Raw genomic sequence first — 18,059 nt, forward strand, 5'->3', positions numbered from 1 at the left:
ATTCTTTTTATTATAGTTTCTAAATGGCACGCTTTAAATTTCAGAAGTTAAACAGAGCATTGGAATTATCATGGTTTGTGAGAATTTTTAGGATGGTGCTGGTCAAGTTTGATCTTTAAACAAATTGATAAAAATTCTTAAATTTCGTAGGATAGAATTGTTTTCAAGTTGTAGTATCTTTGAACCATGAGTAAGCCTACTTTAGAAATACAATTGCAAACATTGCCCAATCAACCTGGCGTGTATCAATATTTTGATGCAAATGATAAGATATTGTATGTGGGCAAAGCCAAAGATTTAAAAAAACGGGTCAGCTCCTATTTTACCAAAAATCATGATTATGGCAAGACCAAGGTATTGGTCAAAAAAATTGCCTCCATCAAGCATATTGTTGTTGAAACGGAGACTGATGCCTTACTTCTTGAGAACAATCTGATCAAGAAATACCAACCGCGCTATAACGTTTTATTAAAAGATGATAAATCCTACCCATGGATTTGCATTAAAAAAGAACGTTTCCCGCGGGTGTTTTCTACGCGTCGGGTGATTAAGGATGGATCTGAGTATTTTGGACCTTATACTAGTATGAAAACGGTAAAAACACTCTTAGATTTGGTGAAAGGGGTTTATATGCTAAGGACCTGCAATTATGATTTAGCGGAAGACAAAATACATACCGGAAAATTTAAAGTGTGTTTGGAATATCATTTGGGAAATTGTAAAGGACCTTGTGAAGGGTATCAATCTGAAGAAGATTACCAAAAGGACATCACGGCAATTAGGGAAATTTTAAAAGGTAATTTTAGAGAATCTTTAGTGCAATTCAAACAGCAAATGAAAGCGCATGCGGAGATAATGGAGTTTGAAGAGGCACAACGCATCAAGGAGAAAATTGATATTCTTGAAAATTACCAGGCCAAATCTACGGTTGTCAATCCTAAAATTAGCAACGTTGACGTGTTTTCAATAGTTTCTGATGAGGGTTACGGGTATGTGAATTTTTTACAACTGTCATACGGCTCTATCATTCGTTCCCATACTTTAGAAATCAAAAAGAAACTGGACGAAACCGATCATACGTTGTTATCGCTGGCAATTATTGAAATAAGACAGCGTTTCCATTCTATGAGCAAAGAAGTCTACGTGCCTTTTGAAGTGGATTTGGGTGAGGATATTAAAGTAAGCATTCCTAAATTGGGCGACAAGAAACGCATTCTTGACCTGTCAGAACGCAACGCAAAATATTACCGCATGGAACGTTTTAAACAAGTCAAAATTATAGATCCTGACCGCCACGTCAATAGAGTTATGGCTCAAATGAAGACTGATTTGCGACTTAGCGAAGAACCACGCCATATTGAATGTTTTGATAATTCCAACATTCAAGGGACCAATCCGGTGGCAGCTTGTGTCGTGTTTAAAAATGGAAAACCGAGTAAAAAGGATTACCGTCATTTCAACATTAAAACGGTGGACGGCCCTGATGATTTTGCTTCAATGGAAGAAGTGGTATATAGGCGTTACAAACGTTTGGTGGAGGAAGAGCAACCCTTACCGCAACTTATTATTATTGATGGTGGAAAAGGGCAATTGTCATCTGCCTTAAAAAGTTTAGATCTTTTAAATTTAAGAGGGAAAATTGCGATTATCGGAATTGCGAAGCGTTTGGAAGAATTATTCTATCCGGATGATCCAATTCCATTATATTTAGATAAAAAAAGTGAAACTTTAAAAATCATCCAACAACTGCGTAATGAAGCGCATCGTTTTGGAATAGAACATCATCGTAATAGACGTAGCAAAGGCGCCTTAACTACTGAGTTGGAGCTGATTCCGGGAATTGGGGAGCAATCCATAATCGATTTGATGACCCATTTTAAAACGGTAAACCGAATTAGTAAGGCCAGTAAAGAGGATTTAGAATCTGTTATTGGTGCTTCAAGAGCTCAAAAGATCATTGATTTTTATAAAAAGTAGATTTCAAATTCCATAAGATCCTTACCAAAATTTATTTAAAACAGTTTATTAAAACCAAGCTGAAAAACTTTAATTCCACATGGATTCCGCACGGGACTTAAAGCATTTACGAAAGAAAAAACACTTAATGAAAAAAAACATTTCCATAGTTGTACTTACCCTGTTCATCTCTTTAGCCATGAACGGCCAGGATACCATTCCTAGAAAGTACGAAAGTCCAGTCAAAGTAGGATTGGTGTTGAGTGGCGGTGGCGCTAAGGGTTTTGCTCATATTGGTGTGTTAAAAGTTATTGACAGCCTCAATATAAAGATTGACTATATTGCAGGCACGAGCATGGGCGCGATTGTAGGTTCCTTGTATGCTTCTGGATATTCTGGAAAACAGCTCGATTCCATTTTTAGAGCTCTCAATTTTGACGATGTCATAAGCGACAATCTGCCAAGGGCGGCAAAAACCTTTTATGAGCGTGACAATTCAGAGAAATATGCCGTGACTTTGCCTTTTACCAATTTTAAGGTGAATCTGCCGTCGGCCTTGTCGAGAGGACAAAATGTATTTAACTTACTATCAAAACTCACCCTACATGTGACTGATGTGCCTGATTTTGCCAAGTTGCCCATTCCATTTTTTTGCGTGGCGACCAACGTAGAAACAGGGAAGGCTATTCTTTTGGATAAGGGAAATTTAGCCCAGGCAGTGACGGCCAGTGGTGCGTTTCCTTCATTATTTCAGCCTGTTATCATCAATGATCAAGTGCTTATTGATGGCGGTGTTATCAATAATTATCCCATCGATGAGCTTAAGGCTAAAGGAATGAACGTAATTATTGGAGTGGACGTCCAAGATGGATTGGCCACAAGAAAAGACCTAAATTCTGCGCCATCAATTTTGCTTCAGATCAACAATTATAAGACTATTAGTGATATGATCGAGAAAGCAGAAAACACTGATATTTACATTAAGCCCGATATTACAGATTATACGGTGGTATCATTTAGTGAGGGTAAAAAGATTATTGAAAGTGGTGAAAAAGCGGCGCTTGTTGAAGTTGCCGAGCTAAATCAACTTCCAAAATATAAGACCTCAAGAGAAGTAGCGTTAGATCTCGTTTCCAAAGACAGCATTACCATTAATGAAGTTATTATTCATGGAAATGACCGATACACCCGTGCTTATATATTGGGAAAGTTGAAACTTATTGAAAATGCCAAAGTGAGTTATGCCGATTTTAACCGTGGAGTCAATAATTTAGTGGCCACCAATAATTTTACCACGTTTTATTATGAATTTGAAAAGACCAATCGGCCGGATACGTTTGATTTAGTGGCCACAGTCAAAGAAAGTAATATCACGAGTTTTTTAAAATTTGGCCTGCATTACGACGATCTGTATAAAAGCGCTGCGTTGGTAAATTTCACTAAAAAACGCGCCTTGTTAGATGATGACGTGGTGTCTTTAGACCTGATTTTGGGAGATCAAGTACGCTATAATTTTGAGTATTATATTGACAAGGGCTTTTATTGGAGTATAGGTTTGCGCTCACGATTTAACCAATTTAGTAGAAATGTCAACCCGAAATTATTCTTGAGTGACTATGAACAATCTTTAGAAGGATTGAACAAGATAGATATTGAACTTCAAGACCAAACAAATCAGTTTTATCTGCAAACATTGTTTAGAAAAGACTTTGCCTTTAGTGTGGGGGGCGAGCATAAGCGTTTGAAAATAAAATCGGAAACGGTTATTTCCAATGCCCAAGATGAACAACGATTTTTTGAGAATACAGATTATTTAAGTGTTTTTGGGACACTGAGATTTGATACCTATGATAATAAATACTATCCAAAAGATGGGGTTTATTTTAGCGGCGACTTTCATCTCTATTTTCATGCCTCACATTTCAATGAAGATTTTAATGAGTTCTCAATTGCTAAGGCCGATATAGGTTATGCATTTGGAATTACCAACAAATTATCAGCGAACATTTTTACCCAAGGCGGCTTTAAAATTGGCGATACCAATACGCAGTCGCTTGATTTTGCTTTGGGTGGTTATGGAAATAACTTTATTAATAATTTCAGTTCCTTTTATGGGTATGACTACGTCTCCCTTACCGGAGACAGTTTCGTAAAAGGTGTTTTGAGTATGGATTATGAGCTGTTTAAAAAGCACCACGTCACCATTGCGGCCAATTACTCCAATATTGGCTACGGTATTTTCGAATCGGGGTCTTGGTTTTCATGGCCAGATTATTCTGGGTATGCCTTGGGCTATGGTCTTGAAACATTTTTGGGGCCTTTAGAAGTGAAATATACCTATTCTCCAGAACGAAAAAAGAGTATGTGGTTTTTTAATTTAGGGTTTTGGTTTTAACACATTCCTGCGCCTGGCACGTCGGCAGCCAGAGAGGCAGAAATCTTAGGTTTGAATTTATGCTATCCATAGATATCCCCAATGTCAGGGTGATTGCAGTCGACCAATTTTATAATCTTAAACCATGTTTTGGCCAATCCAGCCCTTCGACTGCGCTCAGAAGGACAGGTGAATGTGATTTTTTTAGAGCTTATAAACTACTTTGAACATTATTATTCTCGGCATTATAAACGTTTTACTGTCACTGATCAAAAAACTATTGAATGAATTCTGTTGCTTAAATCGCATATCAAATAAATTTGTAGCGTTGATTTCAAAGCCCCACGGACTATCCTCCAATTGATAAAATAAGGAAGCATTTGCCGAGTCAAAATTATTTTTGGTGTTGTTGCTTTTGTTGTTATAGCTATCAAAGGCATAATCTGCCTTAAAGATGAAATCTCTTAAGAAATCATATTGTAGAATGGCAAAAAAGCCATCATTTTCAAAATTGCTGATGACGTTGGACGAGCGGTAAACATTGAAATCTTTTTTATAGCCAATTTCTATATTTGGCAATTTTTTAAAGAAGGTCTCCGCGCTGACTGTTGAGGAAACGGATTTTGAACTATTGAGAAACTATTGAGATGGGTCTCTTCGTTTAAAATTTGGTAAAAGTCATTATAGTTAAAGTTGCTTCGCAATTTGTAACGAACCTTGTTGATTCTTTTTAAATCGCACCGTTAACGCTCCAACTATGTTCTGGCAAATCAAAGAAAACAGGTGTGCTGTATTGTTCACTGCCTTGTAATTGGGTGACATTCTTAAAATGTTCGACCTTTTTATTGAAATTGGTATTGAGGTGAAGGTTCAGGTTTTTAAATAGACTGAACTTGTGATAGTTCAAACTCACCGTATGATATAATTGATTTTCTAATGAATAACTTGTTTTTTACAAAGTTTTAAAAATTACAAAGTCGTGTTCTACAAAGTCAATAATCTACAAAGTCTTAAAAAATAAACCAGCTGGTTTTTGGATCAATCCAGTTTGTCTTTAATGGCTAAGAAGTGACTTTGTAATTACGTCAAAAACCATCATCAACATATCAAACACGTATATAAAAAAAACGATAAATCCAAAATTTTCTTACATTTTTTTCAATTAACCCATTGTTAATAAGTTTCTTATGGTTTTGTGTCATGCAATGCTTTGTAAAGATTGAAAGTACGGTTTATCCGTAATTCAAAGTGATTTTTGTGGTTGGTATTTAACATTTTGTTGTGAGTGTCTCCAAAGAAAATAATTAAATATATTATCAAATTGTTTTCTCTATATTTGTAACATGACCACACATTTCTGGATCGGTTTACTTCTTCATCTTCAATTCCTTATTAAAAGGAATCCAGAATAGGCACGCTTTATTTCATTCCGGCAAAGGCAGGAATCTCAACAATTTCGTATCTTTATAACTGTAGTTGGTTTGCGCAATAAATCATCATTGTTTATATAATATTGTCTGGCCATCCGATTGTTGGAAGCAGAATCCCGATAGTTATCGGGAGAAATCGAAGTATAATCTTGAATTCTAAACATTGAACTTTGAATGTTAAAATGATTAACTTATAACTCAAAACTTGAAAAATGCCATTCTATCATAACCTCGGGAAAATCCCTCCTAAAAAGCATACCCAGTTCCGCAAACCGGATGGAACGCTGTATTCTGAACAATTGTTTGGTACCATAGGTTTTGATGGGATGTACACCAACTCCTATCACGAGCAGCGTCCAACACAGGTTAAAGCCATTCAAAAGCAATATAATGTGGCGCCAAAGATTGCCAAGGCCAACCATATTCAGTCGTACCGACTGCGCGGATTTGAGGTGAAGCCAGAAAATGATTATTTGGATAGCCGAAAAACGATACTTACAAACGCAGACTGTAGCATTATTTTAGCAGCGCCAAAGCAATCCACTAAAGATTATTTTTATAAAAATACCGATGCGGATGAATTGATTTTCATCCATAAGGGCACAGGAAAATTAAGGACCCATTTAGGAAATCTCGATTTTAAGTACGGTGATTATTTAGTAGTGCCTAGAGGAATCATTTACAAAATAGAGTTTGACACGGAAGATAACCGTTTGTTTATCGTCGAGTCTCGCCGACCAATTTACACCCCAAAACGTTACAGAAACTGGTTTGGACAATTATTGGAACATTCGCCGTATTGCGAACGCGATATAAGAAAGCCAGAAGAATTGGAAACCTATAATGAAACTGGCGACTTTCTAATCAAAGTCAAAAAGCAGGACGATATTTTTGAAATGATTTACGCCTCACATCCCTTTGATGTGGTAGGTTATGATGGGTATAATTATCCATATGCGCTTTCAATCCATGATTTTGAACCGATAACTGGACGCATTCACCAACCGCCTCCTGTGCATCAAACTTTTGAAACGGATGCATTTGTGGTGTGCAGTTTTGTGCCGCGATTGTATGATTATCATCCATTAAGTATTCCGGCGCCCTACAATCACAGTAATATTGACAGTGATGAGGTGCTGTATTATGTGGATGGCGATTTTATGAGCCGGAATGATGTTGCAGCTGGACATATTTCATTGCATCCTGCGGGAATTCCGCACGGGCCACATCCTGGGGCAGCCGAACGCAGTATCGGAAAAACAAAAACCGATGAATTGGCCGTAATGGTGGATACTTTTAAGCCTTTAAAAATTACGGAAGAAGCGCTAAAAATAGCGGATGAAGATTATTTCAAGTCGTGGCTTTAAATAAACAGTTAGGTACAAAGAATTAGGAGTTTAGAAAACGGAGAAGAGTGCTTTTTCTTAGAATCAGAATTCTATTTTTAAAATATATAAATAATAAATTGAAAGAATGCATATGATATGGAGGCAGGCTACTTTAAAAGTCTAATTTCTTCTATTTCATTCGTCTAAAACATAAATCATGAGTAAAGACATACAAACCGTTGAATACGGATTAGAAAAAATATTTGAAGGCGCAGAAGACTTTTTGCCGCTTTTAGGAACAGATTACGTAGAGTTTTACGTAGGCAATGCTAAACAAGCTGCACATTTTTATAAAACAGCCTTTGGTTTTCAATCTTATGCCTACAAAGGATTGGAAACAGGGTCCAGAGACTCGGTGAGCTATGTGCTCAAGCAGGACAAAATCCGTTTGGTTTTGACCACGCCATTAAACAGTAAATCACCCATCAATGATCATCTTGTCAAACATGGTGATGGGGTCAAGGTAGTTGCCCTTTGGGTTGACGATGCCCGAAGCGCCTACGAAGAAACCACTAAACGCGGTGCCAAATCTTATATGGAACCAAAAGTAGAAACCGATGAGCATGGAGAAGTCGTTAAAGCTGGAATTTACACCTATGGAGAAACCGTTCACATGTTTGTGGAACGTAAAAATTACAAAGGCAAGTTCATGCCAGGATTTAAGGAATGGAACTCGGATTACAATCCAGAGCCAGTAGGTTTAAAATTCATAGACCATATGGTCGGTAATGTAGGTTGGGGCGAAATGAACACTTGGGTGAAATGGTATGAAGACGTGATGGGTTTTGTAAACTTTTTGTCCTTTGATGACAAACAGATCCATACCGAATATTCAGCCTTGATGAGTAAAGTGATGAGCAATGGCAACGGGCGAATCAAATTTCCTATTAACGAGCCTGCTGAAGGTAAAAAACGTTCGCAAATTGAAGAATACCTCGATTTTTATGAAAGTCCGGGTGTTCAACATATTGCCGTCGCTACGGATGACATCATCACCACCGTTTCACAATTGAAATCGAGAGGTGTGGAATTTCTGTCCACCCCACCAGAAGAATATTATGCCGCGGTTCCTGGGCGTTTGGAGACGTATAGCCATGAGTTAAGAGAAGACATTGAAAAGTTGAAAAACCTGGGCATCATGATAGATGCTGATGAGGAGGGTTATCTGTTACAAATTTTCACAAAACCTGTGGAGGATAGGCCCACCCTATTTTTTGAAATCATCCAACGGATGGGTGCCAAAGGTTTTGGTGCCGGTAATTTTAAGGCACTTTTTGAGTCTATTGAAAGAGAGCAGGAGTTAAGAGGAACCTTGTAATTGAGATGATTTAACTGTTTCGAGCTGTTTTAGGCGAAAGACAGGCCTGCCATTGGCTTTAAAAGGTTGGTCCTGTAAGTTCGAACGGCTTAAATTAATATCTTAAAACGCTATCCAAAATTTGGGTGGCGTTTTTTATGTTGTCGCAAAAAAAATAGTATTGATTGGAGCCTTCCTTGCGGGAAGCACGGAAATGGATGTGGCAACTTAGGTCAACCTCGAAAACCTTCGGCAAGTAGATTTGTGGTAGGTTAATAAAAACAAAGCGACTCTTGATGAAAGCGCTGTGAAAATTCTTGAAAATAATTAATAGTCAAGAGAATAATTTTTGAATTTTAAGAAAACATCCCAAACTTTAGACTTTATTTAACACCAATACGCACCCCTATTTATAGGCTATTGCAAGTTTTTTTCTATTTTTGGAACACTAATTGCAAATCTACCCATACAACAACAAAATGTATGTGCGATACCGTACATTTGCAATGATATGATATGATGAAAAAAATCCTACTTGTGCTTTTCTTGGTTGCGGCTGTGCAGGTCTCTTTTGCTCAAGAAAGGCATGCCTTTCAAGAGGGCGAATGGTTTAAATTCAAAATGAGTTATAGCGGATTTCTGAAGGCCGGAAATGCGACTTTAGAAGTTAAGGAATTCAAACTGAATGGAAAAGAAGTTTTTCATGTGGTTGGAAAAGGTTGGACCACCGGAGCGATAAGATGGTTCTTTAGAGTAAAGGACCGCTATGAATCTTATTTTGACAAACAAACGGGAATGCCTTATAAATTTATTAGACAGATTGATGAGGGCGGCCACACGAAGGATATTGAAATAGATTTTGACCATGAAGCTTCAATAGCTCACGTTAACGATAAAAAGGAAAAAAATAAAGCCTCATTTTCTATTGAAGAGAATGTGCAAGACATGGTCTCGGCGTTTTATTATTTGAGAAACAATTACAAAACCAGCAGTATTCAAGAAGGTGAAGTGGTGAGTTTAAATATGTTTTTCGATGAAGAAAATTATAATTTCAAGCTCAAATTTTTGGGAAGGGAAGATCTTGATACGCCTTTTGGGGTTATAAAAACACTTAAATTCAGACCTTATGTTATGGCCGGACGTGTTTTTAAGGAAAAAGAAAGCTTGACCTTATGGGTAAGTGCTGATGATAATAAAATTCCGTTAAGAATTCAAGCCGATTTGGCTGTAGGCTCCCTGAGAGCAGATTTAGAAGCTTTTAAAGGCTTAAAACATTCATTTAAAGTACAATTTTAGAACGCATGTCCCATCTGGAAAATTTGGATCCTATCCTCAATGAACTGCAGCAAAAATATACTGCAATAGATCAAGATACCCAAACGTATTTAACAGGCTTACTTTATAGTAAGCCTATTACTTATTGGGACTATATACAAACCGATGCCCTGTTAAACCTCCAAGTGCAACGTACAACACTTCCTGATGAAATGGTGTTTATTGGGTATCATCAAATCAATGAACTCATATTTAAAATGATTCTTTGGGAGATTGAGCAAGTTGCTGAAAACAATGCCCTGACGGCTGAATTTTTTGAATCAAAGTTGATGCGGATCAGTAGGTATTTTGATATGTTGAGCACGTCGTTCAACATCATGAGAGAAGGCATGGATGTTGAGCAATACATGAAATTCAGAAACACCTTAACGCCGGCAAGCGGTTTTCAAAGTGCGCAATATCGCTTGATTGAATTTGCTTCTACTGAATTGATTAATCTTATTGATTACCGTTTCCGTAAGGACATTGATCGCGACACACCCTATACACATGCCTTTGAGCATTTGTATTGGCAAGCTGCAGGAAAGGATTACCATACCGGTAAAAAGTCGATTTTGTTGATCAATTTTGAAAAGCGTTACAAAGAGGAGTTTTTAAGGTTTATGGAGGCCCATAATACTAAAAATCTATGGACGAGATTTAAAGAGTTGCCAAAAGCTGATCAAGCCGATGAAGATTTGGTAAAAGCCATGCGACATTATGATTATACGGTAAACATCAGTTGGGTCAAAGCCCATTATAACGCCGCCAAACACTATATAGAAAGTGGCTCTGGAGGTGCTGTAGAAACTGAAGGTACGGGCGGGAGTGATTGGAAGAAATACATGCATCCAAAATATCAAAGACGAATATTTTTTCCTGAACTTTGGACTGAGGAAGAATTGAATAACTGGGGAGAGGACATATAAAATTGAAGGAGTTAATGTATCAAAAAAGTATAGTAGTAGCCGTTTTATTAGGATTGGTGATGTGGTCGTGTAAAGACGATGTTGAAAAAATTGAGCCAGAGGCTTTTGAAACTTACATAGCACCCATTGAGCTAAGAGAATTTGGGTTTAATCTGAATGATTATGTTGTCAAACGGGACACCATAAGGTCAGGAGATAGTTTTGGTACAATTTTGCAGCGTAATAACATGGGTTATCCTAAAATCTATCAGATTGCAGAAAGTGCCAAAGATTCCTATGACATCCGAAAACTTCAAATAGGAAAGCCTTATACCTTGCTATTGTCTAAGGATAGTTTGCAAACGCCGCAATGCTTTATTTATCAAGAGAACAATATAGATTACGTGGTGATTCATTTTGCAGATTCCATTGTGACCTATAAAGAGAAAAAACCAGTCACCATTGTTACTAAAGAGGCGTCAGGTGAAATAAACAATAGCTTATCAGTGACGATGGACGCTCAGGGGCTGCCGCAATCGTTAATTGGGGAAATGTCCGACATCTACGCTTGGACCATCAACTTTTGGAAACTTCAAAAAGGCGACAAATTCAAGATTATTTATAGACAGCGCTTTATTGAAGATTCAATTTATGCGGGATTGGAAGGGATAGACGCTGCCTATTTCCAACATAAGGGCGAGGATTTTTATGCTTTTAAATTTGAAACAGATTCCGTCACAAAAAGTGCCGATTTTTTCGATGAAAAAGCCAAAAGTTTAAAGCGCGCCTTCTTAAAAGCACCCGTTCAATTTAGCCGTATTTCATCGCGCTACAACCTCAATAGACGAATAGCCTATTATGGATATGCACTGCGGCCTCACAAGGGCACCGATTTTGCCGCACCAATTGGAACGCCCATTTTAGCGACAGCCAACGGAACGGTTACAGAATCTACACAAAGGGGCGGTAACGGAAAATATGTAAAAATTAAGCATAGTGATACTTATAGTACCCAATATTTACATATGCGCAATCAGGCTGTTAAGAAAGGTCAATACGTAAAACAAGGGGATGTGATAGGTTATGTGGGCATGACAGGAAATACTGGAGGTCCGCATGTGTGTTACCGTTTTTGGAAAAATGGACAACAGGTCGATCCTTTTAAGGAAAAATTGCCAACGGCCGAATCTATCCCAAATCATCTTGTTGTAAAATACAAGGATTTTATCGTTCCGTTAAGAGCGCGTTTGGATAGTATTCCTTATGAATTTCAAAATGAAACTACTATCGAGCAAGGCTATTCCATCACTAAAAAATAACTCATGACACTACCAAAAATCAACCCAACTCATACTCAAGCTTGGTCAAATCTCCAAGAGCATTATACAAGTATTAAAGATGTTCACATGACCCAATGGTTTTCTGAAAATGAAAATCGGGCAAAGGATATGACCATTAAATGGGAAGATTTTTATGTGGATTATTCTAAAAACAGAATAAATGCCAAAACCATGGAGCTGTTACTGAAACTTGCCAAAGAAACACAGTTGAAATCTGCTATTGAGAAGCAATTTCAAGGGGCGATTATCAATGAAACGGAAGGTCGAGAAGTCTTGCACACCGCATTAAGAAATCCTGAATCGGCCAAGATTGTGGTGGAAGGAGAAGATATCATGTCAGAGATCCATGAGGTAAAGACCAAAATCAAAGACTTTACTTCACAGGTGGTTGAAGGTAAAAGAAAAGGATTCACCAATAAAGCATTTACAGACATTGTAAATATTGGAATTGGTGGTTCTGATTTGGGTCCAGCCATGGTGGTGGATGCGCTCCAATATTACAAGAACCGGTTGACCACACATTTTGTGAGCAATGTAGATGGTGACCATGTGAATGAAGTGTTAAAGAAACTCAATCCTGAAACGACACTGTTTGTCATCGTTTCCAAAACATTTACAACACAAGAAACCTTGTCCAACGCGAACACTATAAAAGAGTGGTTCCTAAAATCGGCAGCAAAGGAAGCAATTGCCAAACATTTTGTGGCGGTGTCTACCAACATTGAAAATGTAAAAGCTTTTGGAATAGATGAAAACAACATCTTCCCCATGTGGAATTGGGTAGGCGGACGATTTTCACTGTGGAGTGCCGTTGGGATTTCAATCAGTTTAGCGATAGGCTATGATAATTTTGACAAGCTATTGGCTGGTGCCCATGATATGGATACCCATTTCAAATCAGAAATTTTTGATAAGAATATTCCTGTAGTTTTGGCCTTAATCGGAATATGGTACACCAACTTTTTCGAATCAGAAAGTGAAGCGGTTATTGGCTATTCACAATATTTAAACCAATTTGCTACCTATTTGCAGCAGGCCAATATGGAGAGTAATGGGAAGAGCGTTGATAGAAACGGTCATAAAGTGACCTATCAGACGGGTAATATCGTTTGGGGAGAGCCTGGCACTAATTCACAACATGCTTTTTTTCAATTGATCCATCAAGGTACAAAACTAATTCCTGCTGACTTTATCGGGTTTGCAAAATCACTTCATGGCAATAAAGACCATCAAGATAAATTGATGTCTAACTTTATCGCTCAAACCGAGGCACTTCTTAATGGAAAATCAAAAGAAGAGGTTATCACCGAATTTAAAAGTCAAGACACTTCTGAAGACCTTATTGTGCAACTTGCCAATTTCAAAGTTTTTGAAGGTAATAAGCCCACCAATACGCTTTTAATTGACCAGTTAACACCTGAAAGTTTAGGCAAACTGATCGCGCTTTATGAGCACAAAATCTTCGTTCAAGGAGTGATTTGGAATGTTTTTAGTTACGATCAATTTGGAGTTGAATTAGGGAAACAGTTGGCCGCTAAAATTCTCAAAGAAATCTCAACATCTGCGATTATTACGAATCATGACAGTTCTACACGCAATTTATTAGAGTATTACAAGCAATTTAGTTAAAGTTTGTTTAAAACTTTTGTAAAACTTATTTTATTATGCACGCATCATATCGTGCAAAACTCCTAATTTCGTTTTGTTAAATTTTCTTAACGTTTTAGTAATATTAAATCATAATAATGGTTTAATTTTGCGCAAAATTTAAAATCTAATTTTAAACATTAAAAATGAAAAAATTTACTCAATTCTTAATGATGTCTGTCGCGATGTTATTTGCGACGGCAGCTTTTTCGCAAAGCACTGTAACCGGAAAGATTCTTGATGCCGAAATGAACGCGGCACTTCCTGGAGCTAACGTTGTTGAAAAAGGTACAACGAATGGAACCACAACTAACTTTGATGGAGAGTTTACGCTCACTACTCAAGCAAATTCTGGTAGTTTGGTAATTACTTATGTAGGTTTTGGTTCTAAGACCATTACATTTACAGGGTCGCAAGATTTAGGCACGATTAAGTTGCTTACAGACAATTCTCTTGATGAAGTGGTTATCATTGGATCAGGACTTATTGACTTAGCTGAAGATAGACAAACTCCAATTGCGGTGTCCACAATTAGAGCTTCTGAGATTCAGGCAAAAGTTGGAACGAGTGATGTTGTTGCAACCTTAGTTAACACGCCTTCAGTGTATGTTGCTGGTCAGGCCGGTGGATTTGGTGATTCAAGAATCGCAGTTCGTGGTTTTGAGCAAGATAACACGGCATTCTTATTGAATGGTCAACCAATCAACGGGATGGAAGATGGTAGAATGTACTGGTCAAACTGGTCTGGAATGGCTGATATTGCAAATGCCATTCAAATTCAGCGTGGTTTAGGATCTTCTAAATTGGCTATTTCATCAGTTGGTGGAACGGTCAACTTTGTAACTAAAGCGACTGATAAAAGACAAGGTGGATTTATTTCTACAGGTGTAGCTAATGATAATTATTTCAAATCTACAATTGGTTATAACAGTGGTGTTACTGAATCAGGTTGGGGGGTAAGCGCTATGTTGACACACTGGCAAGGTGATGGGTATAACAAAGGAAGTTATGGTGAAGGCCAAAACTATTTTGTATCTGTTGGATTTAAAGCTAATGAATCTCATAATTTCAACTTCTTGATCACTGGCGCACCACAAACGCATGATCAAAACTTTACAAAACCAATTTCTGACTATCTTCAATACGGTAGAAATTTCAACAATAATATTGGGACTTACAAAGGTCAATATATGACTGAAAGAACAAATTTTTACCATAAACCAGTGTCTAACTTAAACTGGGATTGGAATATCTCTGAGAATTCAAGTTTATCTACTGTAATCTACGCTTCTTGGGGCCGTGGGGGTGGAACAGGTAACTATGGAAGAAGTGCCGCACGTATCAGAAATGATCAAGGCTTAATTGATTTTGATGCTATTGCTGCAAATAACAGAACTTTAGGTGATGGTACTTTTGGTAACAATGGTTATTTGATCCGTGGGTCAATGAACAACCATGACTGGTATGGTTTAGTGACGAACTTCCAAACGAAATTGTCTGAGAACATCAGCTTAAATACAGGTTTGGATTTAAGAACTTATCAAGGGAAGCATTATAGACAAGTAGTGGATTTTGTAGGCTTAAGCAGCTGGACTGAAAGCCGTGATTTAAGAGGTGCTAATCACCAACCAGATAAAAATGATCGCGTGTTCAATACCGTAGACCAAAGCTATTCTATTGAGCCATGGTACGCTACGTTTAACACTACCCCTTCAGATCAACGATTGGATTATGATTACGGTGAAACGATCTCTTACGGTGGTGTATTTGCTCAATTTGAATATGCTAATGATAATCTTTCTGGATTCTTCCAAGGAGCATTATCTACGCAATCTCATGAGAGAGAAGATTACTACGATTACAAACCTGAATTCCAAAATGCTGAAAAAGTTAATAACGTAGGTTATAACTTAAAAGCGGGTGGTAGCTTTTTGATCAATGATGACAATTCGGTGTATGTCAATGCCGGTTATTACTCACGTCAACCATACCATGACAATATCTACTTAAACTATACCAACGAAATTAACCCTTTGACCTCTAATGAGAAAATTTTAGGATTTGAAGCGGGTTATGCTTTTAAGAGTCAGTATGTTACTGCGAATTTAAACTTGTACAGAACATCTTGGAAAGATAGAGTTACGACCTCATCAAGACAGTTAGCAAAAGATACAGATTTTGGTGGAAAAATTATTCCTGCAGGCGATTTAATCTATGAAACCAATGAAGGCGTAGAGCAATTGCACCAAGGTGTGGAGTTGGATCTTGTTGCAAAACTTGGTGACCGTTTAAAACTTAAAGGATTTACATCTATTGGTGATTGGGGTTATGTAGATGATGTTGTGACTACCACAAGAGACGAAAACCGTAATGTATTGGCTAGAGAATCTAAGGATGTTGATGGTGGTAAAGTTGGTGATGCTGCACAATTTACTGTTGGTTTAGGTATCGATTATGAGATCCTTGAGCGTTTTTCAATTGACGCAGACTGGAGAAGCTATGATAATTTATATGCGAACATCAGCCCAGATAAAGATAATATTGAGTTGCCTACATATGATTTGGTTGATATGGGAATCTCTTACAAAATGTTAATCGGTAAAGAAAAAACGAGCTCATTAAACATGAGATTGAACGTGAATAACGTTTTCAGCGAAGTTTATCTTTCAGAGTTGAGAAATGCATATGTAGCTGAACCTGGTGATGAAACTTATAAAGGTATCAACGTGAGAAACCAAGGGTATTTCGGTTTCGGAAGAACTTGGAACTTTAGTTTACGTTACAACTTCTAAGCATTATTTTAGATATATAGAGCAACAATCACTGTTCTGAAAGTATATGAAAACGTCCATCAATTTGATGGACGTTTTTTTTGATTAGGTATTGAAATGTTTTAGATCCGAATGTATTTTTTCAAATGACGCCTATCTTAATCCTGCTTCAGGATGCGTGGCCAAATATGATTTAAATGCTTTTTAAGCAGCATTTAGTAAAGGTCATGTAGTTGGCATGTTATGGCGAGATAGGCTCTAAAAAGACATACATATGATCTTTACGTATGGTGTCTGAGCTTATTAAACAAGTTTACTTTGATGCTTAGGAAGTGATGATAGCGCTTTGATAAGTTGGAGTGGCCATTCTTTTGTCCCGTTCAATAATATTGTATAAAAGTCAGTGTATCGCAGTACGAATAAAAAGATATCGCTGATAAGCTTGCACCGTATGGAGTTTTATATACAAAAGCTTTAGCTCGTAGTTGCAGCGCTGTGGCTTCAGGTGTTTTTGATGTTCTATAACTTGGCGTTCATTTCGGATAGATGCATTCCTATCAAAACCCGATCCGGTCAGTCATATAAAAAAAGCCCCTAGATCTTTTAAAAAGAAATTAGGGGCTTCTAACTTTAATAATGGTTCCTGCATTTGCAGAAACACTGGATGATTATCCTAAAGACACACGTTTAAAGTCGGTAACTTTAACATCGCCGTAAGACGCTACATACTTCTCAACATTCATTTTATCATCTTTGATAAACGTTTGGTCCAATAAACATTTTTCTTGATCCAATGTGGTGTTGTCAGAAATGAAACGCTCCATTTTACCCGGAAGGATTCTGTCCCAAATTTGTTCTGGCTTTCCTTCAGCTTTCAATTCTGCTTTAGCATCTTCTTCAGCTTTTGCCAATACTTCTGGCGTCAATTGTGCCATAGAGATGTAGCTTGGTACGTTTTTAGGAGTTTTATCCATACGAACGCGCTCTTCGTTATCTTTTTCAATAACTGCGATTCTTGCGTCAGTTTCTGAAGCAATAAAAGCAGGATCAAAATCTTTGTAAGATAATGTTGTTGCACCCATTGAAGCCACTTGCATGGCCACATCTTTCGCTAACTCTTCGGCTTTCTCAACTTTGGCAGAAAAACCAACTAGAGCGGCAATTTTGTTAATATGGACGTAAGACCCCACATAAGGTGCTTCCAATCTTTCAAAAGCATTTAAATCAATTTTCTCACCAATCACACCAGTTTGCTCAATCAATTTATCAGCAACGGTCATGCCGCCAAAATCTGAAGCCAATACTTCTTCTTTAGTAGAACATTTGAGAGCGATATCAGCAATCTCATTGGCTAAGGCTATAAACGAATCGTTTTTACCAACGAAATCTGTTTCACATCCTACAACAATAGCAATCCCAACAGTGCAGTCAGCATTTATTTTTGCAACAGCAGCACCTTCACTTGATTCTCTGTCTGCTCTTTGGTCTGCTACTTTTTGACCTTTTTTACGCAATACACTAATTGCTTTGTCAAAATCGCCTTCAGCTTCAACTAAAGCTTTTTTGCAATCCATCATTCCTGCGCCTGTACTTTGTCTTAGTTTGTTAACTTCTGCAGCTGTTATTTTTGTCAT

12 protein-coding genes are annotated in these 18,059 nt (G+C 37.5%); 9 read left to right on the plus strand and 3 right to left on the minus strand.

The window, feature by feature from the left end:
* The first annotated feature begins 186 nt into the window (after positions 1–186).
* Positions 187–1,977, plus strand: coding sequence for an excinuclease ABC subunit UvrC (gene uvrC, locus G525_RS0107640; RefSeq protein ID WP_027125635.1), 1,791 nt, complete (start codon positions 187–189; stop codon positions 1,975–1,977).
* A gap of 127 nt (positions 1,978–2,104) precedes the next feature.
* Complete coding sequence (locus G525_RS0107645) at positions 2,105–4,351, plus strand: patatin-like phospholipase family protein (protein ID WP_027125636.1); 2,247 nt, start codon at positions 2,105–2,107, stop codon at positions 4,349–4,351.
* 183 nt (positions 4,352–4,534) lie between these two features.
* On the opposite strand, the gene G525_RS0107650 is transcribed toward G525_RS0107645, so the two are convergent.
* Together G525_RS0107650 and G525_RS22510 are read right to left on the minus strand one after the other, a co-directional pair.
* Positions 4,535–4,909: a hypothetical protein gene (locus G525_RS0107650; RefSeq protein WP_027125637.1), complete on the minus strand. Its 375-nt coding sequence runs from the start codon at positions 4,907–4,909 to the stop codon at positions 4,535–4,537.
* A gap of 151 nt (positions 4,910–5,060) precedes the next feature.
* The gene (locus G525_RS22510) at positions 5,061–5,237 is read right to left on the minus strand and encodes a hypothetical protein (RefSeq protein WP_211222920.1); all 177 of its coding nucleotides are present in this window, start codon (positions 5,235–5,237) and stop codon (positions 5,061–5,063) included.
* Between the two features lie 735 nt (positions 5,238–5,972).
* Between G525_RS22510 and G525_RS0107655 the strand changes: the two genes are divergently transcribed.
* The 7 genes from G525_RS0107655 to G525_RS0107685 all read left to right on the plus strand — a co-directional run bounded on the left by G525_RS0107655 (position 5,973) and on the right by G525_RS0107685 (position 16,446).
* Positions 5,973–7,127 carry a homogentisate 1,2-dioxygenase gene (locus tag G525_RS0107655; RefSeq protein ID WP_027125638.1) on the plus strand — a complete coding sequence of 385 codons (1,155 nt, stop codon included), beginning with the start codon at positions 5,973–5,975 and terminating at the stop codon, positions 7,125–7,127.
* A 178-nt stretch (positions 7,128–7,305) separates the two neighbouring features.
* Positions 7,306–8,466, plus strand: coding sequence for a 4-hydroxyphenylpyruvate dioxygenase (hppD, locus tag G525_RS0107660; RefSeq protein WP_027125639.1), 1,161 nt, complete (start codon positions 7,306–7,308; stop codon positions 8,464–8,466).
* A gap of 498 nt (positions 8,467–8,964) precedes the next feature.
* A complete protein-coding gene (locus tag G525_RS0107665; RefSeq protein ID WP_027125640.1) occupies positions 8,965–9,741 on the plus strand; it encodes a DUF3108 domain-containing protein in 777 nt (258 codons plus the stop codon).
* 5 nt (positions 9,742–9,746) lie between these two features.
* Entirely contained in the window at positions 9,747–10,688 is a 942-nt protein-coding gene (locus tag G525_RS0107670) for a tryptophan 2,3-dioxygenase family protein (protein ID WP_027125641.1), read from the plus strand.
* A 14-nt stretch (positions 10,689–10,702) separates the two neighbouring features.
* A complete protein-coding gene (locus G525_RS0107675) occupies positions 10,703–11,986 on the plus strand; it encodes a peptidoglycan DD-metalloendopeptidase family protein (protein WP_027125642.1) in 1,284 nt (427 codons plus the stop codon).
* A gap of 3 nt (positions 11,987–11,989) precedes the next feature.
* Complete coding sequence (gene pgi / locus G525_RS0107680) at positions 11,990–13,636, plus strand: glucose-6-phosphate isomerase (RefSeq protein ID WP_027125643.1); 1,647 nt, start codon at positions 11,990–11,992, stop codon at positions 13,634–13,636.
* Between the two features lie 164 nt (positions 13,637–13,800).
* Positions 13,801–16,446 carry a TonB-dependent receptor gene (locus tag G525_RS0107685; RefSeq protein WP_027125644.1) on the plus strand — a complete coding sequence of 882 codons (2,646 nt, stop codon included), beginning with the start codon at positions 13,801–13,803 and terminating at the stop codon, positions 16,444–16,446.
* 647 nt (positions 16,447–17,093) lie between these two features.
* Here G525_RS0107685 and tsf read toward each other — a convergent pair.
* Complete coding sequence (gene tsf / locus G525_RS0107690) at positions 17,094–18,059, minus strand: translation elongation factor Ts (RefSeq protein ID WP_027125645.1); 966 nt, start codon at positions 18,057–18,059, stop codon at positions 17,094–17,096.

Source organism: Gelidibacter mesophilus DSM 14095 (genome assembly GCF_000423005.1).
GTDB classification, from domain to species: domain Bacteria; phylum Bacteroidota; class Bacteroidia; order Flavobacteriales; family Flavobacteriaceae; genus Gelidibacter; species Gelidibacter mesophilus.

Bases quoted from the DNA above. Each gene is read 5' to 3' on its own strand.
- G525_RS0107675 (WP_027125642.1), top strand. From the start codon at position 10,703: ATGTATCAAAAAAGTATAGTAGTAGCCGTTTTATTAGGATTGGTGATG.
- hppD (WP_027125639.1), top strand. From the start codon at position 7,306: ATGAGTAAAGACATACAAACCGTTGAATACGGATTAGAAAAAATATTT.
- G525_RS0107670 (WP_027125641.1), top strand. From the start codon at position 9,747: ATGTCCCATCTGGAAAATTTGGATCCTATCCTCAATGAACTGCAGCAA.
- uvrC (WP_027125635.1), top strand. From the start codon at position 187: ATGAGTAAGCCTACTTTAGAAATACAATTGCAAACATTGCCCAATCAA.
- G525_RS0107645 (WP_027125636.1), top strand. From the start codon at position 2,105: ATGAAAAAAAACATTTCCATAGTTGTACTTACCCTGTTCATCTCTTTA.
- G525_RS0107665 (WP_027125640.1), top strand. From the start codon at position 8,965: ATGAAAAAAATCCTACTTGTGCTTTTCTTGGTTGCGGCTGTGCAGGTC.
- G525_RS0107685 (WP_027125644.1), top strand. From the start codon at position 13,801: ATGAAAAAATTTACTCAATTCTTAATGATGTCTGTCGCGATGTTATTT.
- G525_RS0107655 (WP_027125638.1), top strand. From the start codon at position 5,973: ATGCCATTCTATCATAACCTCGGGAAAATCCCTCCTAAAAAGCATACC.
- tsf (WP_027125645.1), bottom strand. From the start codon at position 18,059: ATGACAAAAATAACAGCTGCAGAAGTTAACAAACTAAGACAAAGTACA.
- pgi (WP_027125643.1), top strand. From the start codon at position 11,990: ATGACACTACCAAAAATCAACCCAACTCATACTCAAGCTTGGTCAAAT.